Source organism: Siminovitchia acidinfaciens, from assembly GCF_003605385.1.
GTDB classification, from domain to species: Bacteria; Bacillota; Bacilli; order Bacillales; family Bacillaceae_C; genus Siminovitchia; species Siminovitchia acidinfaciens.
Map to the genome: position 1 here is coordinate 43,538 of NZ_QYTV02000011.1, position 22,518 is coordinate 66,055.

At 44.2% G+C, this 22,518-nt stretch carries 31 protein-coding genes and 1 pseudogene; 28 read left to right on the forward strand and 4 right to left on the reverse strand.

All coding sequences use genetic code 11. From position 1 onward, the window contains the following. Nucleotides 1–18: 18 nt before the first annotated feature. The 23 genes from D4T97_RS17875 (at nucleotide 19) to rpsI (ending at nucleotide 13,545) form a co-directional block, all read left to right on the forward strand. Nucleotides 19–204 (forward strand): type Z 30S ribosomal protein S14, encoded by a 186-nt coding sequence (locus tag D4T97_RS17875; protein ID WP_018708743.1) that lies wholly within the window; start codon nucleotides 19–21, stop codon nucleotides 202–204. Nucleotides 205–233: 29 nt separating this feature from the next. Continuing rightward, nucleotides 234–632, forward strand: coding sequence for a 30S ribosomal protein S8 (rpsH, locus tag D4T97_RS17880; RefSeq protein ID WP_126052141.1), 399 nt, complete (start codon nucleotides 234–236; stop codon nucleotides 630–632). 30 nt (nucleotides 633–662) lie between these two features. Beyond that, on the forward strand, nucleotides 663–1,199 hold the full coding sequence (gene rplF / locus D4T97_RS17885; protein ID WP_126052142.1) for a 50S ribosomal protein L6: 537 nt from the start codon (nucleotides 663–665) through the stop codon (nucleotides 1,197–1,199). A gap of 30 nt (nucleotides 1,200–1,229) precedes the next feature. After that, a complete protein-coding gene (rplR, locus tag D4T97_RS17890) occupies nucleotides 1,230–1,592 on the forward strand; it encodes a 50S ribosomal protein L18 (RefSeq protein WP_126052143.1) in 363 nt (120 codons plus the stop codon). A 23-nt stretch (nucleotides 1,593–1,615) separates the two neighbouring features. After that, nucleotides 1,616–2,116 carry a 30S ribosomal protein S5 gene (gene rpsE, locus D4T97_RS17895; RefSeq protein ID WP_126052144.1) on the forward strand — a complete coding sequence of 167 codons (501 nt, stop codon included), beginning with the start codon at nucleotides 1,616–1,618 and terminating at the stop codon, nucleotides 2,114–2,116. 13 nt (nucleotides 2,117–2,129) lie between these two features. Next, nucleotides 2,130–2,312 (forward strand): 50S ribosomal protein L30, encoded by a 183-nt coding sequence (gene rpmD / locus D4T97_RS17900; protein WP_126052145.1) that lies wholly within the window; start codon nucleotides 2,130–2,132, stop codon nucleotides 2,310–2,312. A 28-nt stretch (nucleotides 2,313–2,340) separates the two neighbouring features. Next, a complete protein-coding gene (gene rplO / locus D4T97_RS17905) occupies nucleotides 2,341–2,781 on the forward strand; it encodes a 50S ribosomal protein L15 (protein ID WP_126052146.1) in 441 nt (146 codons plus the stop codon). After that, nucleotides 2,781–4,073, forward strand: a complete 1,293-nt coding sequence (secY, locus tag D4T97_RS17910; protein WP_126052147.1) for a preprotein translocase subunit SecY — start codon at nucleotides 2,781–2,783, stop codon at nucleotides 4,071–4,073. Before rplO ends, secY begins: the two co-directional genes overlap by 1 nt. A 44-nt stretch (nucleotides 4,074–4,117) precedes the next feature. Beyond that, complete coding sequence (locus tag D4T97_RS17915; protein WP_126052148.1) at nucleotides 4,118–4,768, forward strand: adenylate kinase; 651 nt, start codon at nucleotides 4,118–4,120, stop codon at nucleotides 4,766–4,768. Beyond that, the gene (map, locus tag D4T97_RS17920) at nucleotides 4,768–5,514 is read left to right on the forward strand and encodes a type I methionyl aminopeptidase (protein WP_126052149.1); all 747 of its coding nucleotides are present in this window, start codon (nucleotides 4,768–4,770) and stop codon (nucleotides 5,512–5,514) included. Before D4T97_RS17915 ends, map begins: the two co-directional genes overlap by 1 nt. Nucleotides 5,515–5,531: 17 nt before the next feature. Further along, nucleotides 5,532–5,852 (forward strand): KOW domain-containing RNA-binding protein, encoded by a 321-nt coding sequence (locus tag D4T97_RS17925; RefSeq protein ID WP_126052150.1) that lies wholly within the window; start codon nucleotides 5,532–5,534, stop codon nucleotides 5,850–5,852. Next, the gene (gene infA / locus D4T97_RS17930; RefSeq protein ID WP_018708754.1) at nucleotides 5,845–6,063 is read left to right on the forward strand and encodes a translation initiation factor IF-1; all 219 of its coding nucleotides are present in this window, start codon (nucleotides 5,845–5,847) and stop codon (nucleotides 6,061–6,063) included. The genes D4T97_RS17925 and infA overlap by 8 nt, the downstream gene beginning before the upstream one ends. 36 nt (nucleotides 6,064–6,099) lie before the next feature. Then, nucleotides 6,100–6,213, forward strand: coding sequence for a 50S ribosomal protein L36 (gene rpmJ / locus D4T97_RS17935; RefSeq protein WP_016205879.1), 114 nt, complete (start codon nucleotides 6,100–6,102; stop codon nucleotides 6,211–6,213). Nucleotides 6,214–6,233: 20 nt separating this feature from the next. Then, nucleotides 6,234–6,599 carry a 30S ribosomal protein S13 gene (rpsM, locus tag D4T97_RS17940; RefSeq protein WP_126052151.1) on the forward strand — a complete coding sequence of 122 codons (366 nt, stop codon included), beginning with the start codon at nucleotides 6,234–6,236 and terminating at the stop codon, nucleotides 6,597–6,599. Nucleotides 6,600–6,622: 23 nt separating this feature from the next. Further along, entirely contained in the window at nucleotides 6,623–7,015 is a 393-nt protein-coding gene (gene rpsK, locus D4T97_RS17945) for a 30S ribosomal protein S11 (RefSeq protein ID WP_126052152.1), read from the forward strand. Nucleotides 7,016–7,193: 178 nt separating this feature from the next. Then, on the forward strand, nucleotides 7,194–8,138 hold the full coding sequence (locus D4T97_RS17950; RefSeq protein ID WP_126052153.1) for a DNA-directed RNA polymerase subunit alpha: 945 nt from the start codon (nucleotides 7,194–7,196) through the stop codon (nucleotides 8,136–8,138). 42 nt (nucleotides 8,139–8,180) lie between these two features. Continuing rightward, complete coding sequence (gene rplQ, locus D4T97_RS17955; protein WP_126052154.1) at nucleotides 8,181–8,543, forward strand: 50S ribosomal protein L17; 363 nt, start codon at nucleotides 8,181–8,183, stop codon at nucleotides 8,541–8,543. A 431-nt stretch (nucleotides 8,544–8,974) separates the two neighbouring features. After that, nucleotides 8,975–9,814: an energy-coupling factor ABC transporter ATP-binding protein gene (locus tag D4T97_RS17960; RefSeq protein ID WP_126052155.1), complete on the forward strand. Its 840-nt coding sequence runs from the start codon at nucleotides 8,975–8,977 to the stop codon at nucleotides 9,812–9,814. Beyond that, nucleotides 9,790–10,662: an energy-coupling factor ABC transporter ATP-binding protein gene (locus tag D4T97_RS17965; protein ID WP_126052156.1), complete on the forward strand. Its 873-nt coding sequence runs from the start codon at nucleotides 9,790–9,792 to the stop codon at nucleotides 10,660–10,662. Before D4T97_RS17960 ends, D4T97_RS17965 begins: the two co-directional genes overlap by 25 nt. After that, nucleotides 10,659–11,456, forward strand: coding sequence for an energy-coupling factor transporter transmembrane component T family protein (locus D4T97_RS17970; protein ID WP_126052157.1), 798 nt, complete (start codon nucleotides 10,659–10,661; stop codon nucleotides 11,454–11,456). The genes D4T97_RS17965 and D4T97_RS17970 overlap by 4 nt, the downstream gene beginning before the upstream one ends. A 224-nt stretch (nucleotides 11,457–11,680) precedes the next feature. After that, the gene (gene truA / locus D4T97_RS17975) at nucleotides 11,681–12,421 is read left to right on the forward strand and encodes a tRNA pseudouridine(38-40) synthase TruA (protein WP_126052158.1); all 741 of its coding nucleotides are present in this window, start codon (nucleotides 11,681–11,683) and stop codon (nucleotides 12,419–12,421) included. Between the two features lie 272 nt (nucleotides 12,422–12,693). Then, complete coding sequence (rplM, locus tag D4T97_RS17980) at nucleotides 12,694–13,131, forward strand: 50S ribosomal protein L13 (RefSeq protein WP_126052159.1); 438 nt, start codon at nucleotides 12,694–12,696, stop codon at nucleotides 13,129–13,131. 21 nt (nucleotides 13,132–13,152) lie between these two features. Beyond that, nucleotides 13,153–13,545, forward strand: coding sequence for a 30S ribosomal protein S9 (rpsI, locus tag D4T97_RS17985; protein WP_126052160.1), 393 nt, complete (start codon nucleotides 13,153–13,155; stop codon nucleotides 13,543–13,545). Nucleotides 13,546–13,651: 106 nt separating this feature from the next. Here the strand turns inward: rpsI and D4T97_RS17990 are convergent. Next, nucleotides 13,652–13,932, reverse strand: a pseudogene (locus D4T97_RS17990) (tyrosine-type recombinase/integrase); the annotation flags it as partial. 485 nt (nucleotides 13,933–14,417) lie between these two features. Between D4T97_RS17990 and D4T97_RS17995 the strand changes: the two are divergent. From D4T97_RS17995 to D4T97_RS20610, 5 genes are all read left to right on the forward strand, one after another. Continuing rightward, nucleotides 14,418–14,654: a hypothetical protein gene (locus tag D4T97_RS17995; protein WP_126052161.1), complete on the forward strand. Its 237-nt coding sequence runs from the start codon at nucleotides 14,418–14,420 to the stop codon at nucleotides 14,652–14,654. A 62-nt stretch (nucleotides 14,655–14,716) separates the two neighbouring features. Then, a complete protein-coding gene (locus D4T97_RS18000) occupies nucleotides 14,717–16,912 on the forward strand; it encodes a transglycosylase domain-containing protein (RefSeq protein WP_126052162.1) in 2,196 nt (731 codons plus the stop codon). A gap of 785 nt (nucleotides 16,913–17,697) precedes the next feature. After that, nucleotides 17,698–18,510, forward strand: a complete 813-nt coding sequence (locus tag D4T97_RS18005; RefSeq protein WP_126052163.1) for a squalene/phytoene synthase family protein — start codon at nucleotides 17,698–17,700, stop codon at nucleotides 18,508–18,510. 110 nt (nucleotides 18,511–18,620) lie between these two features. Then, complete coding sequence (gene fni / locus D4T97_RS18010) at nucleotides 18,621–19,649, forward strand: type 2 isopentenyl-diphosphate Delta-isomerase (RefSeq protein ID WP_126052164.1); 1,029 nt, start codon at nucleotides 18,621–18,623, stop codon at nucleotides 19,647–19,649. A gap of 157 nt (nucleotides 19,650–19,806) precedes the next feature. Further along, nucleotides 19,807–19,977, forward strand: a complete 171-nt coding sequence (locus D4T97_RS20610) for a hypothetical protein (RefSeq protein ID WP_164525629.1) — start codon at nucleotides 19,807–19,809, stop codon at nucleotides 19,975–19,977. A gap of 212 nt (nucleotides 19,978–20,189) precedes the next feature. On the opposite strand, the gene D4T97_RS18015 is transcribed toward D4T97_RS20610, so the two are convergent. From D4T97_RS18015 to D4T97_RS18025, 3 genes are read right to left on the reverse strand one after another with little or no spacing between them, the layout of a single operon-like run. Beyond that, nucleotides 20,190–20,810 carry a 4Fe-4S single cluster domain-containing protein gene (locus tag D4T97_RS18015; protein ID WP_235872301.1) on the reverse strand — a complete coding sequence of 207 codons (621 nt, stop codon included), beginning with the start codon at nucleotides 20,808–20,810 and terminating at the stop codon, nucleotides 20,190–20,192. Next, entirely contained in the window at nucleotides 20,800–21,756 is a 957-nt protein-coding gene (locus D4T97_RS18020; protein ID WP_126052165.1) for a GYF domain-containing protein, read from the reverse strand. Before D4T97_RS18020 ends, D4T97_RS18015 begins: the two co-directional genes overlap by 11 nt. Before the next feature lie 3 nt (nucleotides 21,757–21,759). Beyond that, nucleotides 21,760–22,506: a hypothetical protein gene (locus D4T97_RS18025; protein ID WP_126052166.1), complete on the reverse strand. Its 747-nt coding sequence runs from the start codon at nucleotides 22,504–22,506 to the stop codon at nucleotides 21,760–21,762. Nucleotides 22,507–22,518: the final 12 nt, after the last annotated feature.

The window sequence follows — 22,518 nt, forward strand, 5'->3', positions numbered from 1 at the left end:
TAAAAGGGAGGCGAAATAGTGGCTAAGAAATCAATGGTAGTCAAGCAGAAGCGTACGCCTAAGTATAAAGTTCAAGAATATACACGCTGCGAGCGTTGCGGCCGTCCGCATTCTGTTCTTCGCAAATTTAAACTATGCCGAATCTGTTTCCGGGAATTAGCCTATAAAGGTCAAATTCCAGGCGTTAAAAAAGCCAGCTGGTAAGCCCGATATTGGGAAGGAGGTAAAAAATAATGGTTATGACTGATCCAATTGCAGACTTGCTTACAAGAATTCGAAACGCGAACATGGTCCGCCACGAGAAATTGGAAATTCCAGCTTCTAAAATCAAAAAGGACATTGCTGAAATTCTTAAACAAGAAGGTTTCATCCGCGATGTAGAATTCATCGAAGATAACAAGCAAGGTATCATCCGCATTTTTCTTAAATATGGAGCAAACAACGAACGCGTTATTACCGGCTTGAAGCGTATCAGCAAGCCTGGTCTCCGTGTTTATGCAAAGGCAAACGAAGTTCCAAAAGTGTTGAACGGTCTTGGAATCGCGCTTGTCTCAACTTCTCAGGGAGTACTCTCCGACAAAGATGCAAGAGCAAAACAAGTCGGCGGCGAAGTACTCGCATACGTTTGGTAATATCTTCAGAAAGAACGGAGGTGCAACACAATGTCCCGTATAGGTAATAAACCAATTGAAATCCCTTCTGGCGTTACTGTGACAAAAGATGGAAACACAGTGACTGTAAAAGGACCAAAAGGTGAACTAAGCAATACATTCAATTCAGATATCAACATCAGCATCGAAGACAATGTCATTAACGTGACACGTCCATCTGATGCAAAAGAACACCGTTCCATGCACGGAACAACACGTTCCCTCGTCGCAAACATGGTAGAAGGTGTCTCCAAAGGCTTTGAAAAATCACTTGAGCTTGTAGGTGTCGGTTACCGTGCGCAAAAACAAGGCAACAAACTTGTTTTAAACGTTGGTTACTCTCACCCTGTTGAGTTCGAACCTGAAGCTGGAGTCGAAATCGATGTACCAACCAATACAAAAGTAATTGTAAAAGGTTATAACAAAGAAAGAGTCGGAGCCTTGGCTTCAAATATTCGCGCTGTACGTCCTCCTGAGCCATACAAAGGCAAAGGAATTCGTTACGAAGGCGAATATGTACGCCGTAAAGAAGGTAAGACAGGTAAATAAAGCCGCTAGGCATTGAAAGGAGTGACTCGCATGATTAATAAGCTTGATAAGAACAAAGTACGTAAGAAAAGACATGCGCGCGTCCGTATGAAAATCAGCGGTACAGCAGCACGTCCGCGTCTAAGCGTATATCGTTCCAATAAAAATATTTACGCTCAATTGATCGACGATGAAACTGGAGTAACTTTAGCAAGTGCCTCCACAGTCGATAAAGAGCTTGAAATCGAGTCTGCCGGCAATGCAGAGGCTGCCCAGAAAGTGGGAGAGCTTATCGCAAAGCGCGCAGCGGATAAAAACATTAAATCAGTGGTATTTGACCGCGGCGGTTACTTATACCACGGACGTGTAAAAGCATTGGCTGATGCAGCACGTGAAAATGGATTAGAATTTTAATATAAAAAGGAGGGACGGACTACATGCGTCAAATTGATGCCAACAAACTTGAACTAGAAGAACGCGTAGTTACAGTAAACCGTGTGGCAAAAGTTGTGAAAGGTGGACGACGCTTCCGCTTTACTGCATTGGTTGTAGTAGGTGACAAAAACGGCCATGTCGGATTTGGTACTGGAAAAGCTCAAGAAGTTCCAGAAGCGATCCGCAAAGCAATCGAAGATGCTAAAAAGAACATGGTTGATGTACCATTAGTCGACTCAACAATTCCACACCAAATCATCGGCCGTTTCGGCGGTGGGCAAGTATTGCTTAAACCAGCCAGCGCAGGTACCGGAGTTATTGCTGGAGGACCTGTCCGTGCGGTACTTGAGCTTGCAGGAATTGCAGACATCACATCCAAATCCCTTGGATCCAGCACACCAATCAACATGGTTCGTGCTACAGTCGAAGGAATCAAAAACTTAAAACGTGCTGAAGATGTAGCGAAGCTTCGCAATAAATCAGTAGAAGAATTGTTAGGTTAAGGAGGGGAAGATCATGGCACAAAAATTAGCAGTCACCCTCAAACGCAGCTTGATTGGACGTACACAAGTTCAGCGTGACACAGTGAAAGCACTCGGTCTGCGCAAGCTTCATCAAACAGTCGAGCATGATGACAATCCAGCTATCCGGGGAATGATCAACAGAGTTTCCCATCTTCTAGAAGTAAAAGAGCAATAATTAATCAAAGAACGAAGGAGGTGCCAAAATGAAACTTCATGAATTAAAACCTTCTGAAGGAGCACGTAAAGAGCGCAACCGTGTTGGACGCGGTATCGGTTCAGGCAACGGAAAAACATCCGGCAGAGGACATAAAGGGCAAAATTCCCGTTCAGGCGGTGGTGTACGCCTTGGTTTTGAAGGTGGTCAAACTCCTTTATTCCAACGTTTGCCTAAGCGTGGTTTCACAAACATTAATCGCAAAGAATATGCGGTTGTTAATTTGGACGCATTAAACCGCTTTGAAGACGGAACTGAAGTGACTCCTGAGCTATTGATTGAAACTGGAGTTGTTCGGAACGAAAAATCCGGTATCAAGATTCTTGCGAAAGGTAACATCGAGAAAAAGTTGACTGTAAAAGCGAACAAATTCTCGTCTGCTGCAAAAGAAGCTATTGAAGCTGCCGGCGGTTCAACTGAGGTGGTTTAATGTTTCAAACGATCTCCAACCTTATGCGTGTGCGGGATATAAGGCGAAAAATCATCTTCACTTTGTTGATGCTTGTCGTCTTTCGGGTCGGGGCTTTTATTCCGGTTCCGAACGTTGACGCGAACGTACTGAAAATGCAAGATCAAGCCAGTCTGTTTGGCTTTATGAATATTTTTGGCGGTGGCGCCCTGCAAAACTTCTCAATTTTTGCCATGGGTATCATGCCATACATTACGGCATCCATTATTGTTCAACTATTGCAGATGGATGTCGTGCCAAAATTCACCGAATGGTCTAAGCAAGGTGAAGTCGGAAGGCGTAAACTGGCACAGTTTACCCGCTACTTCACAATTGTTCTTGCTTTCATCCAAGCGTTGGGCATGTCTTTCGGGTTTAATCGGATGACTCAGCTACAGCTGATCCAAGATCCCGGAATCAGCACGTATATCACCATTGCCATCGTCTTGACTGCTGGAACAGCATTTTTGATGTGGCTGGGCGAGCAAATCACATCACATGGCGTCGGGAACGGCATTTCCATCCTCATCTTTGGTGGAATTGTCGCTGGGATTCCAAATGCCGTAAACATGATTTATGCTCAGCAGTTTGAAGGTGCAGGAGACCAATTATTTATTCGTATTGTCGTCATGCTGCTCATCCTGCTTGCTGTTATTGCCATTATTGTCGGCGTCGTATTTGTCCAGCAGGCATTGCGTAAAATTCCAATCCAATATGCAAAACGTATGGATGGACGCAGCCCTGTCGGAGGACAAAATACACATTTACCTTTGAAGGTGAATGCTGCTGGTGTTATTCCAGTCATTTTCGCAAGCGCGTTTATTGTTACTCCACAAACGATTACGACATTCTTTGGTTCCAGTGAAGTGGCAAGCACGATTCAATCGTTTTTTGACCATACGAAACCAGTCGGAATGATCATATTTGTTGCATTGATAATTGCCTTTACTTATTTTTATGCATTTGTTCAAGTCAACCCTGAACAGGTTGCAGAAAATCTGAAAAAGCAAGGCGGCTATATACCGGGAATTCGACCGGGCAAAAACACACAGGAGTACATGACCCGTGTTCTGTACAGACTGACTTTTGTCGGGGCTATTTTTCTGGCATTCATTTCAATCCTGCCGGTATTCTTTATCAAATTCGCAGGGTTGCCTGAAGCCGCTCAAATTGGTGGAACAGGATTGTTAATTGTTGTCGGTGTTGCGCTGGAGACGATGAAACAACTGGAAGCTCAACTGGTAAAGCGCCACTATAAAGGCTTCATTAAATAACAGACGGGTGGATCTCACCCGGATGAATGCAAGGGGCGGTATGAATGAATTTAGTATTAATGGGACTTCCTGGAGCGGGTAAAGGTACTCAAGCCGAAAAGATTGTGGCTAAATACGATGTCCCGCACATTTCTACAGGAGATATGTTCCGAGCGGCGATGAGCGAAGGTACAGAGCTTGGCTTGCAAGCCAAATCTTTCATGGATAAAGGTGAACTTGTTCCGGATGAAGTGACAATTGGAATTGTTCGCGAGCGCTTGAGCAAAGCGGATTGCGAAAAAGGATTCCTTCTTGACGGCTTCCCGAGAACAGTGCCGCAAGCTGAAGCTCTTGAAAATATCCTCTCAGAGCTGGGAAGAAATATTGATTATGTGATCAATATCCAAGTGGACCAGAACATTTTAATGGAAAGACTGACAGGGCGTCGTATTTGTAAGAGCTGCGGTGCCACGTATCATCTGGTCTTCAATCCGCCTGCTGAAACAGGCGTATGTGATCGCTGTGGTGGAGAGCTTTATCAACGTCCTGATGATAATGAGGAAACAGTTCAGAACAGGCTTGAAGTGAATGTGAAGCAGACACAGCCACTCCTTGATTTTTATGAGGAAAAAGGATATTTGAAAAATATCAATGGCCAGCAGCACATTGACCAAGTTTTCTCTGATATTGATTCACTTCTAAGGGATTTGAAATAATGATTATTTGTAAAACACCTCGAGAAATAGAAATCATGAGAGAAGCGGGACGAATTGTTGCGCTGACTCATCAAGAGCTGGCAAAGCATATTCAGCCGGGGATCACTACAAAAGAAATCGATACTATCGCCGAAAAATTCATTAGGCAGCAAGGTGCCGAACCTTCCTTCTTAGGCTATAACGGCTTTAAAGGCAGCGTCTGTATCTCTGTCAATGAAGAACTTGTTCATGGTATACCGGGTAAACGAGTTTTAAAAGAAGGCGATATTGTCACATTGGACATTGGTGCCGACTATAACGGCTATCACGGCGATTCAGCGTGGACCTATCCAGTGGGCAAAATCGATGAAGAAGTACAGAGAATGCTTGATGTTACAGAGGAATCCCTCTATCAAGGCTTGGAAGAAGCAAAGCCGGGCGCTCGTCTTTCGAACATTTCCCATGCTATCCAAACGTATGTGGAGGACAATGGATTTTCCATAGTCCGCGAGTATGTAGGGCATGGTATTGGTCAAGGCTTACATGAGGATCCGCAAATCCCAAACTATGGACTTCCAGATAAAGGACCTCGTTTACGACCCGGCATGGTGCTTGCCATCGAACCGATGGTGAACGCAGGCAGCCGCTATGTGAGAACATTGGCGGACAACTGGACGGTCGTGACGGTTGACGGTAAAATGTGTGCTCACTTTGAACACACAGTAGCCATTACAGAAACAGGTTTTGAGATATTAACAAAGTTGTGAGCGCAGGTGATCGGGTTTTGAAAGAGTCTGATTCGAGCCCCCAGGTAGGTCAGATAGTGTCTATCAGCAAGGGGCGGGATGCCGGGCAGTTCGCGATTGTTATTCAACTCCTTGATGACCGGTTTGTTTTGATTGCGGATGGCGAAAAAAAGAAATTTGACCGCCCCAAAAAGAAAAACATCCAACACCTTGAATGTTTCAACTATATTTCGCAAGAGGTGCGCAGCAGTATGCTGGAAACCGGCAAGGTCACTAATGGGAAGCTGCGTTGGGCTCTTGGAAAATTCATGGAAGATGTTTTGGAAGCTCTAGAGAAGGGAGACGAGTTTGATGGCTAAGGAAGATGTAATTGAAGTAGAAGGCAAGGTAGTTGATACTTTGCCAAACGCCATGTTTAAGGTAGAATTAGAAAATGGTCATACGGTGCTTGCGCATGTCTCAGGGAAAATCCGCATGCATTTTATTCGAATTTTGCCTGGTGATAGAGTAACCGTGGAACTTTCTCCGTACGATTTAACCAGAGGAAGAATCACTTACCGTTTTAAATAAGTGTGCACTTCAGGCTCTTAAGGAGGTTTTTAAAAAATGAAAGTACGGCCATCAGTAAAGCCGATCTGCGAGAAGTGCAAAATCATCCGTAGAAAAGGCAAAGTCATGGTGATCTGTGAAAACCCTAAGCATAAACAAAAACAAGGATAAATAAGGAGGTGCTCTGATTAATGGCACGTATTGCTGGTGTAGATATTCCACGTGAAAAACGTGTAGTAATTGCTTTGACATATATTTTCGGAATCGGTCAAACAACAGCTTCCAAAGTTCTTGCAGAAGCAGGTGTTTCTGAAGATACTCGCGTACGCGATTTGACTGATGACGAGCTTGATAAAATCCGCGGAATCATTGACGCTTTAAAAGTCGAAGGTGACCTTCGCCGTGAAGTTTCATTGAACATCAAACGCCTGATGGAAATTGGATCTTATCGTGGTCTTCGCCACCGCCGCGGTTTGCCTGTACGTGGACAAAACTCTAAGAACAACGCTCGTACACGTAAAGGCCCTCGTAAAACTGTAGCAGGTAAGAAAAAATAATAGGTAAAGGAGGTTTTTAATCAATGGCACGCAGAACTACTAACACTCGTAAACGTCGTGTGAAAAAGAATATTGAAAGTGGTATTGCGCATATCCGCTCCACTTTTAACAATACAATTGTAACGATCACTGATACACAAGGTAATGCAGTATCCTGGTCTTCTGCCGGAGCACTTGGCTTCAAGGGTTCACGTAAATCCACTCCATTTGCTGCACAAATGGCTGCTGAAACAGCTGCAAAAGTTGCAATGGAAAACGGCATGAGAACTCTCGAAGTAACAGTTAAAGGCCCTGGTGCAGGACGGGAAGCTGCCATTCGTTCTCTACAAGCTGCAGGATTGGATGTTACAGCTATCAGAGACGTAACTCCTGTTCCTCATAACGGATGTCGTCCGCCAAAACGTCGTCGTGTATAATGAATTTGTATAAGTTCTGTATTACTTGTCTATAATGGGGTAATATATGAATTTATCAAGAAAATTCGATTTTTCCTCAACAGTTGTTTCACAGAAGAAATGTGACATGGGGAATTTCGGGCACTATTTACTTAAATATTGACCGGAGATTCGACGTTTTGAAGGAGGGTATATGTGAATGATCGAGATTGAAAAGCCAAAAATAGAAACGATTGAGATCAGCGAAGACGCCAGATTCGGAAAGTTTGTTGTTGAACCCCTTGAGCGTGGATACGGTACAACTTTGGGTAACTCCTTACGTCGTATTCTACTATCCTCACTCCCAGGTGCTGCGATCACTTCTATTCAAATAGAAGGTGTCCAACATGAATTTTCAACCGTTGAAGGGGTCGTCGAAGATGTTACCTCTATCATCCTTAATCTTAAAAAACTAGCCTTGAAAATATATTCGGAAGAAGAAAAGACATTGGAGATCGATGTGCAGGGCGAAGGGGAAGTTAAAGCTTCCGATATTATGCATGACAGTGATGTTGAAATTTTAAATCCTGATCTGCATATCGCTACACTTGCAGCCAATGCGAATTTCCGTGTACGCATGTCCGCTCAGCGCGGGAGAGGCTATACGCCTGCTGATTTGAACAAACGTGACGATCTTCCTATCGGTGTCATCCCTATCGACTCTATTTATACGCCTGTATCACGTGTAAACTATCAGGTGGAAAATACTCGTGTGGGCCAAATGACAAACTTTGATAAGCTATCGCTCGATGTTTGGACAAATGGCAGCATCAGCCCGGAAGAAGCGATTTCTCTCGGTGCGAAAATTTTAACAGAGCACTTAAATATCTTTGTCGGTTTGACGGACGAAGCTCAGCATGCTGAGATCATGGTTGAAAAGGAAGAAGATCAAAAGGAAAAAGTTCTGGAGATGACTATCGAAGAACTGGATCTTTCTGTTCGTTCCTACAACTGCTTGAAGCGTGCAGGAATCAACACGGTTCAGGAGCTGGCCAACAAGACAGAAGAAGATATGATGAAAGTGCGTAACTTGGGAAGAAAATCGTTGGAGGAAGTAAAAGGCAAGCTCGATGAACTTGGCCTCGAACTCCGTAAAGACGACTAAACGAAAAATAAATACACGTCACCATGAAGGAGGGAAACCTGAATGTCTTATCGTAAATTAGGACGTACGAGCTCTCAACGCAAAGCTATGCTTCGAGACTTGGCAACAGATTTAATCATCAGTGAACGCATCGAAACAACTGAAGCGCGCGCGAAAGAACTCCGCTCCGTTGTTGAGAAAATGATCACGCTCGGAAAACGCGGCGACTTGCATGCACGTCGTCAGGCAGCGTCTTTCATCCGTAATGAGATTGCTAATGCAGAAGAAAACCAAGATGCATTGCAAAAGCTGTTTGCTGACATTGCGCCACGTTATGCTGAACGTCAAGGTGGTTACACTCGAATCATGAAATTGGGACCTCGCCGTGGAGACGGAGCCCCAATGGTCATCATTGAATTAGTATAATTCGCGATGAAAAAGGGCAGGGCAGCAGGTCTAGCCCTTTTTCTTTAACAGTAAAGAAAGCGTAATTATTTAGCCTGCTGAGCAAGATAATTTTGCTTTTGTAAACAGCCTCTAGTGTCGACGGCGCCTAGCCCTCGAGGTCACAAGCCGTTTCCCTGTGGTGGCTGAAAAGCTGCCTCCTCCGGAACCGTCTTGTTTGCCCGCGCTAAGCAAGGCGCCACCGCTTTTCTATAAAGCTATAAAGAGCGTTACGATAGGCACAAAACAAATAGAAGTGATCCTGTCTAGCTCCATGCACCTTCTCCCCCAGCTTGACCTGCATGGGAAAGGCACCGGACGTCCGATGCCTGGAGCAAGGTGCAGGCTTTTTTCTATTTATAGGCTTATTTTATTTGCATGGCAAATGCAACAGGCAAGAGGAGGAATAGGGGATGGACAGTCCGGTTATTTCCATTCAGGACGTTTCTTTCCGTTATCAAGGACAAGAATCATACGCCTTGAAAGACGTTACTTTTTCAGTAACTGATGGAGAATGGCTCGCAGTAGTCGGCCATAACGGCTCGGGCAAATCGACACTTGCAAAAATTTTGAATGGCCTGCAGTTTCCTGAAGAAGGAACAGTCAAGGTTCAGAATCTTCTTTTAAGTGAAGAGGCGGTTTGGGACATCCGCCGGATGGTAGGGATGGTATTTCAAAGTCCGGACAACCAGTTTGTCGGTACGACAGTACAAGATGATGTGGCTTTTGGGCTGGAGAATAACGGGGTGCCGCATGATGAAATGGTCGGCCGCGTCAAGGAAGCGCTTGAGCGTGTTCATATGGCTGAATTTCTTAACCAAGAGCCACACCATCTTTCCGGCGGCCAAAAGCAAAGGGTGGCGATTGCTGGTGTGATTGCATTGCGCCCTAAAGTCATCATTCTGGATGAAGCAACATCCATGCTTGATCCGTTGGGACGTGAAGAAGTTCTTGAAACCGTCAGAGAGCTTAAAGAGGAGCAGGGCCTGACAGTCATATCCATCACACATGACTTGGAAGAGGCTGCAAAGGCGGATCGAATTGTTGTAATGAATAAAGGCCAGGTGTATACGGAAGGAAAACCCGAGGAGATTTTTGAATTGGAAGAGGAACTGGTCAGCCTGGGCCTGGATATCCCTTTTCCTGTGAAAATGAGCCATTTATTGCGCCATGCGGGTCTGGACTTGCCAAGAATGTACCTGACAGATGAAGAGTTGGTGAATGATCTGTGGAAATTACATTTCAAGAAGTAGAATATCGGTATTCGGCTGGCACACCCTTTGAACGACTGGCGATTCAAGACGTCAATTTGAATATCAAGCAAGGTGTGTTCATGGCTCTGATTGGACATACAGGCTCTGGAAAGTCCACCATCCTCCAGCATTTGAACGCTTTACTCCTTCCGACTAAAGGCCGGATTACGATTGGCGACAGAACAATCGAAGCCGGGAAAAAAGAGAAGAACCTCAAGGGAATACGTCAGAAGGTCGGTATCGTCTTTCAATTTCCGGAGCATCAGCTTTTTGATGAAACTGTTGAAAAAGATATATGCTTCGGCCCGATGAACTATGGCGTTCCTGAAGAGGAAGCGAAGAAAAGGGCGAGAAGGCTTATAAAAGAAGTGGGACTCCCGGAAGACGTTCTCCAGAAATCCCCGTTTGATTTGTCAGGCGGCCAGATGAGGAGAGTTGCCATTGCCGGAGTGCTTGCCATGGAGCCGGATGTATTGGTCCTCGATGAACCGACGGCAGGATTGGACCCACGGGGCCGGACAGAAATTATGGACATGTTTCACCGTTTGCATAAAAAAGAAAATCTATCTACCATTCTAGTAACCCACAGCATGGAAGATGCAGCCAAATATGCGGATGAGATTGTCATCATGCACAAAGGAAGAGTTCAGAGAATCGGTGATCCGATCAGCATTTTCTCGAATCCTGCAGAACTGCTTGAGTTGGGCCTTGACGTCCCTCAAGTCGTAAAGTTCCAATATAGGATGGAACAGCAGTTGAATATGAAGTTTGGGAAGACATTCCTGTCTCTTGAGGAACTTTCCGATGCTTTGGCTAGATTGAAAGAGCAAGGCGGTGGCGTCTCATGATGGAAAAAATGATTTTCGGGCGCTACATCCCGGGTGATTCCGTGCTTCACCGGCTGGATCCACGTTCCAAGCTGTTATTCGTATTCGGGTTTATACTCATCGTCTTTTTGGCTAATAATGTGATTACGTACAGTTTGCTTGTCGGCTTTGTCCTGATGCTGATCCTCATCTCCAAAATGAATATAAGCTTTTTGATGAATGGATTGAAGCCAGTCATTATTCTAATCGTCTTTACATTCTTTTTGCAGCTCTTTTTTAATAAAGAAGGTGCAGTCATATTCAGTATTGGCAAGGTTCATATTCATGAAGAAGGGCTTAGGATGGCGATATTCATTTCCACCAGATTCTTTCTGCTTGTATTCGTTACCACTTTGATGACACTGACAACGACGCCGATCACACTGACTGACGGCCTTGAAAGTCTCATGAAGCCGCTGAACCGGTTCAATTTTCCAGTTCATGAGCTTGCGCTCATGATGTCCATCTCTCTGCGTTTTATCCCAACGCTCATGGACGAAACGGATAAAATCATGAAGGCACAGATGGCCAGAGGCGTTGAGTTCTCAAGCGGGCCTATCAAGGACCGGATCAAAGCCATCGTCCCGTTGCTCATCCCGCTGTTTGTCAGCTCTTTTAAAAGGGCGGAGGAACTGGCGACCGCAATGGAAGCGAGAGGCTATCGTGGAGGGGAAGGCCGTACGAAATACCGGCTGCTCGAATGGGAAGGCCGCGATACAGGCGCTGCTGTCGTCTTTTTGGTTTTGATGGCGCTGCTAATTTGGTTGAGGTCATGATGAGGAGTCCTGACCCCAAACCTTCAAGGTAGTTGTAGACTTTGGTATCCGGGTATATTTTGGGAGGTTCGAAAGTGCTTTTCCGGATCTGGGAATACTCTTCGAAATCGGAAGATACTCTCCGGAATATGAAAATACTCTCCGAAATTCGGAAATACTCCTGGATGGCGGAGTCCCTGTCAGACTTTAAGAAATGTTGAGGTTATCATGTAAGGAGAACAGACATGCAACGTTATAAAGCAATCGTCGCGTATGACGGCTCCAGTTTTTCCGGATACCAGATCCAGCCGAAAGGCAGGACGGTCCAGGGAGAAATTGAGCAGGTGCTCCGCAAACTGCATAAGGGGCAGCCAGTGGGCGTAACGGCCTCCGGTCGGACGGACAGCGGCGTTCATGCCCGAGGACAGGTCATCCATTTCGACTCGACGCTGAACCTTTCGGGGCAACAGTGGATCAAGGCTCTCAACAGCCTCCTACCGGACGATATTTCCTTTTCGAAGGTCGAGGTGGCCGCTCCAGGCTTTCATGCTCGCTTTGACGCGGTCGGGAAGGAATATAGATATTTTATCTATACTAATCCTGTTAGGGACCCTTTCAGGCGCCACTATGCGGCGCACGTCCGGGGGGCGGTGGACGTAGAAGCGATGAAAAGAGCGGCAGTCTGTCTGGTCGGTACCCATGATTTCACGAGCTTCTGCTCGGCGAAAACAGAAACGGAAAACAGGGTAAGAACACTTTCCAGGCTGAATATCGAAGAACAAGGCGGAGAGCTCGTGTTGACATTTGCCGGCAATGGTTTTTTATACAATATGGTCAGAATTATTACTGGCACTCTACTGGATGTCGGCAGGGGAAAAATGGACATCTCCTCAATTCCGGGTGTCCTTGCTGCGAAAGACCGTACCGTTGCAGGAAAAACAGCCCCTGCGGAAGGATTGTATCTGTGGGAAGTTTTTTATGAGTGATGACGGGCCGGATAGTCCTTGGGAAATTGGACAGTAATCTCATGAATCAATCAGTTTTTTAACGTCGGGAACAGATGTTAGTTCAGCAGATTAAATTTCTTTGACAACCATGCCAGGTGTTCAAAAATCACTTGACTTTACTTGTCAAAGACGATAGAATATCCTATGGTATTATTTTTATATCTCCACGATAAGCCCCGGAATCTTATTGTGATGAAAATAAAAATACGACGAAATGTGATACATTTTTTTAAAATTTGGGAGGGTAACAAATGCGTACTACGTATATGGCTAAAGCCGGTGACATCAATCGTAAATGGTACGTCGTTGACGCTGAAGGCAAAACACTAGGCCGCCTTGCAACTGAAGTTGCAACACTTTTGCGCGGTAAACATAAACCGACATATACGCCGAATGTCGATACAGGCGATCATGTAATCATCGTGAATGCAGCGAAAATCGAATTGACAGGCAACAAGCTTCAAGACAAAATGTACTACCGCCACTCTGGATTTGTCGGCGGAATCAAAGCGACAAATGCAGCTGAAATGAGAGCAAAAAGACCTGAAAAAATGATCGAGCTTGCGGTCAAAGGCATGCTTCCAAAGGGACCTTTGGGACGCCAAATGTACAGAAAGCTTAATGTCTATGCAGGCGCTGAGCATCCACATCAAGCACAACAACCGGAAGTATACGAACTTCGCGGGTAATTAAAAGGGAGGGCATAAACAATGGCACAAGTTCAATATTATGGTACAGGCCGTCGTAAAAGCTCTGTAGCCCGTGTACGTTTAGTACCTGGCGAAGGCCGTATCGTTGTTAATAATCGTGAAGTAGAAGACTACATCCCATTCGCAGCTTTGCGCGAAGTTATCAAACAACCGCTTACTGCAACTGAAACTCTAGGCAACTATGACGTATTGGTTAACGTTAAAGGCGGCGGATATACAGGTCAAGCAGGTGCAATCCGTCACGGTATCGCACGTGCATTGCTAGAAGCAGATCCTGAATACCGCGCACCACTTAAGCGTGCAGGTCTCTTAACTCGTGACCCACGTATGAAAGAGCGTAAGAAATACGGTCTTAAAGGCGCACGTCGCGCACCACAATTCTCAAAACGTTAATTTATCAATACTTCAAGGCTCTCAGACCATTTGGTTTGGGAGTCTTTTTTATGCACGAAAATAGATTTTGACCACAGAAAATTTATTGACCACACTTGACCACATTTCATAGCTCAATATACCTTTGGAATTTTTCCGCTGTTTTCTCTTTCAAATAGTCCGTAACGTGTGTATAGATGTTCATTGTCATTTGTATATCAGAATGCCCTAACCGCTCCTGAACTTCTTTTATACTAGCCCCCGCTTCAAACAACAGGGAAGCATTTGTATGACGTAAACCATGTATTGTAATTTTATTAGATCGTATTTCTTAATCAAAGTAGCCAGCTTATCATTTGGATAAGCTAACCGCATCGGAGAACCATCATCCCTATCGAAAACAACCTTATGATCGCTAATAAAAGCTTTGCCGGCTAAAGGAACAATTTCACCTATTCTACAACCTGTTGAAAACATAAATTCAAACTGGCTTTAGGTGTTCTCTGGATTTTGCTAAGTATTTCAGCTGATCAGTCGTCAAACGATTCAATATTCATGCCGTACAGCCCGTAGTGCTGCCGCCTACCCCGCATTCTTAGAAATAGAGGTCAAGGTTAGACGATAGGGGAGTACGAACACAAGTAAGGAACCTAGACAGGACTTTTTCGAATCTTATCAGGTCTGCGCCAAGAGGATTTGAAGGGGACTCTGGAGTATTATTTTTAGCCAAAAATAAAAAGAGATACAGCAGCAACTCATTCCTATTCAAAAAACCTGGCCCTTTAGTATTATAGTAACTAAACTGTAAACAGATTGTTACACAAACAGCATTGTTAGGGGAGGCTTACATGCTTACAATTAATACTTGTTAGTTTTAAATGGGGGAAGTTAGTATGAAGGAATTTATAGTTTTTTATACCTTAGAGGATGATATAAAACGTGAAAGAATAATGAAAGATGCTGATATTAGTAAGGAACAAGTTATGCAAGAAATAGTAGAAAAGATTGATCAGTGCAAATACTTTCTTGTGAAAGGTGACCATGGGGATTATTGGATCAATCCTTCTTCAATACGTTATATAAGAGTTCATGAAAAAGACGACTCGAAAATTAATCACATTAAACTATAATATCGACACGGGCGTTTTATCTTATATGAACTTTAATTATCTTTACATTGGAGAGAATATGAATGTCAGAAGAAGTGTATCAATCTCGTGAGGAACGAAAAAAAGCGGTAAAAACAAGGGAAGGGCAACAAAAAAGCAGAAAATTCCCCCTCAAAGGGCCCTTGTTAAAAAAAGTCGTCATTGTCTGCTTGGTTCTTGGGCTTGTTTCGGCAGGGTTAGGGACAATCACGTTTGCTTCAATGGTGAAGAGTACTCCCGAACTGGATGCCTCCAAACTGGTCGATCCGCTTTCGACAAAGTTTTATGATAAAGACGGAAACTTCATTTATGAATACGGGAAGGAAAAGCGGACGAAAATTTCGTATGACCAAATCCCAAAAGTATTGGAAGACGCGTTTATTGCCACGGAGGATTCGCGCTTTTATGACCATCATGGGATTGACATCAAAAGGACGGCCAAAGCTATTTTCGTGAACGTAACCGGAGATTTCGGATCACAGGGCGGCAGTACGATTACGCAGCAGGTAATCAAAAACTCTTTTTTAACTCCGCAAAAAACATTGAAGCGGAAAGTTCAGGAATGGGACTTGGCGTATCAACTGGAACAAAAGTATTCCAAGCAAGAGATTCTCATGATGTATTTGAACAAAATCAACCTCGGAAACCGATCGTATGGTGTGGCGGCAGCAGCAAAGAACTACTACGGACTTGAAGCAAACGAGCTAAAGAAACTGACCCTGGCGCAGGCTGCCATGTTAGCCGGACTGCCGCAGAGCCCAAATAATTTCGACCCTTCCAAACCGGAAAACAAAGAAGCGGCCACAAACCGCCGTAATTTAGTCTTAAGCTTGATGCATCGGCACGGTTTTATTACAGAAAAACAGATGGAGAAAGCATCAAAAGTTCCCATAACTGAAGGTCTGGTGCCCAAAAGTGAGCGGCAGGGTATGCCATATGAAGCATTTTTGGATGCCGCTGTAAAAGAGATAAAGCGAAAGCTGAAGGATGTTGACGTCAGCACAGATGGTTTGTCCATATATACGACCCTGGACCCTAAAGCGCAGGCTTATGCCGACAAAATGATGAACACGGGCGAAATTATTGCCTATCCGAATGAGAACTTCCAAGGAGCGTTCGTCTTTTTAGATACAAAAACAGGTGAAGTAAGGGCGATTGGGAGCGGGCGAAATGACTATCAAGCCGACTTTTTAGGCTACAACTTGGCAGTTGATATTAATCGTCAGCCAGGCTCAACCTTTAAGCCGATTTTTGATTATGGTCCAGCGATTGAAAATTTAAAATGGTCCACGGGACATATGATCAATGACCAGAAGACGACCTATTCAACCGGCCAGCAGATTTCCAACTGGGATCATCAATATCACGGAATGATAACCATCCGGAACGCTCTGCAAAACTCATATAATATCCCAGCTCTTCTTACATTAAGAGAGGTTGGTCTGGATAAAGCTAAGAGCTTTGCCGAACAGCTCGGCATTACTTTTAAAAATGACCAAGTATATGAATCCTATTCAATCGGAAGCAATACCGTCAGTCCTTTAGCTATGGCAGGGGCTTACAGTGCCTTTGGAAACGGCGGAGTATACAATAAACCGCATTTTGTCCAAAAAGTTGTATTGGCAGATGGAACAACGGTAAATTTTGCCGAGCAACCGAAACGGGTCATGCAGGATTATACCGCATACATGGTGACGGATATGTTACGCTCAGTCGTAACTGACGGGACAGGAAAAGCAGCCAACGTCCCTGGATTGGATGTTGCTGGAAAAACGGGAACAACCAACTTTGACGCTCAGACCCTTGCGAAATATGGATATCCAAACAGCGCGACAAATGACAGCTGGTTCGCTGGATACACACCACAATACACGATGGCTGTCTGGACCGGATACGCACAAAACGGCCCTGGTAACTATCTGGCCGGAGATTCGTCGAAAATTGCCCAATTGATGTTTAAAGCGATGATGCAGTCATTTGGAACGGATTCATCGAATTTCCAGCAGCCAAGCAGCGTGTATGAGGTAAATAATGAACTTTATATAAAAGGTGTCGCTTCTGCAGAAGTTCCACCAAAAAAAGAGGAAAAGAAACTGAAAAAAGAGGAAAAGAAACCGAAAAAACAGGAAAAGAAACTGAAAAAAGAGGAAGAGAAGCATCGAAAAAAGGAAGAGAAGCATCGAAAAAAGGAAGAGAAGCATCGAAAAAAGGAAGAGGAAAAGAAACAAAATCATGGTTAAGATAGATATTATAGATAGTTATTCGAAAAATCTTGTTAATTCCAAAAAAATTTAACAGATTAAATTCACATGGCCGTTATTTATCCAGTCTTTTTTATGTGGAAGCAAAACCTTCCAATTGTTCATGTTACTTGAGATTGTGAAGAAATGTACTTAAAGTAACGGGTGCTTTTGTTGAATAAGCATGGGTTATTTTTGACCACCAAACATATATAAGAGTATCTTATTGAATGTTTATTAAACAGAAAAAAGCCCGATAAATCAGGCTTACAATTAATTATTTTATTCCCAGTTTTTTTATATTAAATATATAAATGAAAGAACGTAAGAAATACGGTCTTAAAGGCGCACGTCGTGCACCATAGTTCTCAAAATGTTAATATCGTTGTCATATCGACGTTTTCAGGCTATCCCACTTTTGTTGGGATAGCCAGTTTTTTTATTGTGAATATAAATTGAACATCATTACTATAGGGAGCAAATTTCGGATACAAAAATACATCTTGAATGATATATGGTGTATAATCGGGACAGACACAAGGTAGTTAAAACAGCAAAAAATGAACTTTACAATTGGGTACCATTAATTATATAGAGTCATTGAATCTTTCAAATGTTAAGAGATAAAAAATCAGTTTAGTTGGATAAATATTGATGATCGCATATTAGTAATTCAGAATCGAAAACGCTTTACCGTTGGGTTTTGAATGTTTTTTAGAGTATCTTTTAAAACCCTGAGTTACGATAATGTTAGCCAGATTTAAATAGGGAGGTACGGAAGAAGGATGAGTGCGTTTCCTAAAGATGCAATGCGTATGCTAAAAGAGACGAGTCGTACATTTTATATACCGATTACTTTTTTGCAAAAGGAGTTAAAGTACTCAGTTGCAGCGGCTTATTTAGTATTTCGGGCGATTGATGAAATTGAAGATCATGAAGAATTGGACAATGATTTAAAATACACGATGTTAATGCAAGTAAGCGAACTATTTAAACAACCGTTTGATAACGAAGAATATGTAAGAATTCTGGGACAGACAAAAATTCGAGTGCCTGAAGTCACACTTCGTTTAGAAGAATGGCTTCAAGCCTGTCCGAAAGATGCCCTGCCAATTGTCACGGATGCTGCATGTGAAATGGCGCATGGTATGGCAAAGTGGGCAAAAGAAAATTGGGACATTCGCACACGTGAAGATTTGGATGACTATACGTATTACGTTGCAGGCCTTGTTGGCGTCATGCTTTCGGACCTTTGGGAACACTATGGAGAAGAAAAAACAGACCGGGAACTTGCCATCGGTTATGGGCGCGGGCTTCAGGCCGTAAATATTTTGCGTAATCAAAAGGAAGATTTGGTTGAACGCGGGGTAAGCTTTTTACCAGAGGGCTGGAATCGTGCCGATCTGTTCGTATATGCGGATGAAAACCTGGCCAAAGCAGATGAGTATATGAAGTCTCTCAATAAGAAAACCATTTTGTTATTCTGTCGCCTGCCGCTTGCCCTAGCTCATAAAACGTTAAAAGCGATGAAAGAGGGACGCGAAAAAATGACACGTGCGGAAGTAGAACAAACAGTGGCAGAGGTTCAAATCGACTAATTCCATGTTGTGCAGCAGTAGAGGCACCTTTATATTTTTACAATTTGTCGTCTCCAACGTGTCTGGTGGCGATTGTAGAAGAAACATGATGGTAAAGGCAGGTGTTGGCGTTGGCCAACTCAATCGAGCAAAGAAAATCTGAACATATTCAAATTTCGTTGAACGAAAAGGTTACAGGGGAATCGATTTCAACAGGATTGGAGTCGATTGCGTTCATCCACAATGCGCTCCCCGAAATCGATTTTGACGAAATCTCCATTGAAACCAAATTCCTCGGCTTTGAATGCAAAACACCGTTTCTCATCAGTTCCATGACGGGCGGGACAGCTCTTGCCGAGACGATAAACAGGAACCTGGCAACAGCTGCCGAAGAAAGAGGCTGGGCGCTTGCGCTCGGATCGACCCGGGCGCTGCTCGACAGCGACGGACACTCCTCCTCTTTCCTGATGAGGAAATACGCACCGAATGTCCCCATCATTGCGAACTTGGGCGCTGTTCAATTTAATTACGGATATGGTGTTGATGAATGCAGGAAAATCATCGAGATGACCGAGGCGGATATGCTCGTCCTTCATTTGAACAGCATCCAAGAAGTGATTCAGGAAAATGGAGATACGAATTTTAAAGGACTATTAAAGAAGATTGAACAACTGTGCAGCACGCTTGAGGTCCCGGTCGGGGTCAAGGAGGTCGGATGGGGCATCGATGGTCAGACAGCTAAAAAGTTAATTGAGGCTGGTATTGCGTTCATCGACGTCGCCGGAGCGGGAGGCACCTCCTGGAGCCAGGTGGAAAAATTCCGTGCCAAAGATCCGATCCGTCGCCTTGCAGCTGAAGCATTCAGCGAATGGGGGATTCCAACCGCGGAATCAATTAGGCTTGTCCGCGGAGAGAATGGGAATTGTCCTTTGATTGCCAGCGGTGGGATGCAGACGGGACTGGACGGGGCCAAGTCCATTGCGTTAGGTGCTGACCTGGTTGGATTCGGGCGATCTATCCTGAAAGAAGCGACCCAGAGCCCGGAAGATGTCCTAGAAGTGATGAAGATCCGGGAAATGGAACTTCGGATGGCGATGTTCGGAATTGGGGCGCTGACGATCCAGGAGTTGAAGGATACTCCACGCCTAATAGAACGATAATGGCAAGAAATATACAAAACAAAGTCACGCCTGATATAGGGGCGTGACTTTTTGGATTTAGTACTGCGAAAGCGATCAAACAGTCGGACTTTATTTATTCATATTTTTAATTTTGTGGTTCAAACTAATGACACAGCTATGAAGGAGGGCGAAAAATATGGGACGTGGAAAAGGTTTTAATCATAAGGAAAAAGGTCATCCTGGAAACTTCCCTGAAGGCAGTAAACAGGTTCAGCGGAAGGATCACAGTCGACAAACGGAGCAGATAGAGGATATTGTTACACACGAAGCTTTTAAAAATAGAGTAAAAGAGGATGAAATGCCTTGAAAAAGGTTATGGAAACCCGGTATTCAAAAGAAGAAGTTTAGACTGGAATTATCAAGCTAAATTAGAAAGCAGGCGACCCTATGGGGTCGCCTGTAAATATTTGGGGATAGCTGCCTATTTTGAAGGGCAGGTATAGGTTTCAAACGGCACGGTCATCGATCCCTCCCCCTTAGGCCATCAGGGGGTGTACAGGATTGAATATATGCTCCAAGTCAGATATTCAATAAATTTTTTAATTGCTCCAAATCTATTTTTCGGGCGATACCATTGATATGCACCGAGCCGTCCGGATGGACATGAACTTCAACTTTATTTTGTATCGTTCGCAATTCATCTTTTAAATGAGCATACTTGGAAGTGAGAAAGCGGTATTTCTGATTCAGCGAACCAACCCACGGCCGCGACAGATCGTGCAAGGCATCGATATACGGGCCGTCAATGAGCAGGTCAGTCACACCTAGCAACTCATTCCAATCGGACCGGTTCGCTTTTTGAATGGCTTCATAGGTAAAGCCGCTGAATGTCATAATCGATAGTCCCTCGCCGCGAAGCATTTTCCCGAGAAGTGCAAGAGGGTTAGCCTGTAAGAAGGGCTCGCCCCCTAAAAAAGTGACTCCTTCAATGGACGGGTAACGTTTGACGTCATGCATCATGCGTTGAAAGAGATCCTCAACTTTCACTTGGCTACCGCCTTCCATTGACCATGTTTCTTCGTTGAAGCAGTTCTCACAGCGAAGTGGGCATCCCTGAACCCAGATGCAGATACGATGACCGGGACCCTCCACTTTTGTAAAACTTTCATATTGATGGAGTTGTATCATATTAAAAGTCAATCACACGCCCACCCATTTGAAAGGCAGACTTTTGGCTTCCCGCTACTTTCATATACGGTCTGATACGTTCAAATTCATGCGGACTGAGAGCTAACACTTCCTCCACTTGTTCGATCGATTCAAAAGCGCCGCCAAGGGCCTCTCGTCTCAGCAATAAGGCATTCGCACTTTCTAAAGTAATATAGGGTAAACTTAATAAGTCACCTAACGCCGCTGTGTTTACATCTATTTCTTTATATTGTTCATCCGTTGCCGGCTGTTCTTGGAAGGCAGGAGAGGCAGGCGGCGGGGCAGGTGCCACATAAGAGCTGAAAGGCGCGCTGTCTTTAATCAGCGCCCAATTGTCCATCCCTTGCTTCCATACATAATCTTTCGTACCGCTGATTTGGCCACTTTGTATCATTCCTTTGATTGTTTGCTCGTCGTAAGGGCCGTATTGTTCCCCGTCCACAGCAACCATCCAGGTTTCCAGTCCTGGAAGAGGCGGTGCTGCTGGATGGTGAGAGTTTGCCTGTTGCTGTCCTCTCTGATCATAATAATTATGTATACATTGCTGTATATAAGACAGTGTCTGTAGAAAAATGGGCGGTGTCAATGACGAACCGGACATCTCGATCTGTAAATTGTCAATCCATAACTCTTTGCTGGAGAAGCGGTTCGTATGGCTGAATTCGGCATATTGGAAATCATGCCAGTTGATGAACCCTTCCCGCACATCACCGGTCCAAGAGTTTTTCACATGAATACCCATATTTGTCAAGACGGCCCCCTGTTTTGCAGAACCGAACACAGTTGTATCCACAAGTGCAAAAATTTGTTCATCAGATGAGATTGGATATTCCTTAAATACATTTTGCAATTTTCGCTGGGGAATATTTTCTCCCACAAAAAAGTTTTCACTTTCTCTTTGCTGACAGGCATCGAAGATGACTTGTTCCAGTGACATCTGTTATCCCTCCACTCGTAAAGTCAGTAAAATTGATTCATCCGGCAAGACCATTTCTTCTTCTACTAAGAAGCCTTTTTCTTCAGCGCGCTCTTTCACTTTTGTAACCGTCTCTTGCTGGATATGTTTCCGATAGTTCTCATCCAACACACTGAGCTGATGAAAGATAGTCCTCATCGACTCTTGGCCCGTCACTTCGACATCTATGACGCCATTGGGCCGGTGCTGGATAAAGCGCAGCTCAGCTGAGTGCAGGCTGCTCACCAATGTCCCGTCCGCCTGCCTTTGGCAGGGGATGGCGTTTTCCTTCAATACCTGTTCCAGCAGATAAGTGTCAGAGAAATTCGTCGGAAATAAGGCTCTTCTTTCAGGTACATGCATGGATTCGGTTTGAAGGATGTCTGCTGCCTGCTTATCGCTAAAGACATTGCGCCCCGCAGCTTCGTTCAGTTTTCGGATAAACACATCAATATGCTGAGAAGCATCATATTTTGTAAATACGGCTACCCACTTCCCATCGCGGAGTTCCCAAAAAAAGAAATTCTTTTCATTGAAATGTGTTTTTATCGAAGAACCATAAGGAATTGCATCATAGCCAGCAAGTTGAACAATTGAGGTCAATTCTCTCCTGGATTTGAAATTTGATATTTGTGGACGCTGGCTTGATGCGACCCACGATTCGAATTTCTCTTTTCCCATAACGACACGCAGAGCGAGGGCAACGGGGATCATTGTCAAAGAAACTGACAAATTGAGCACCTC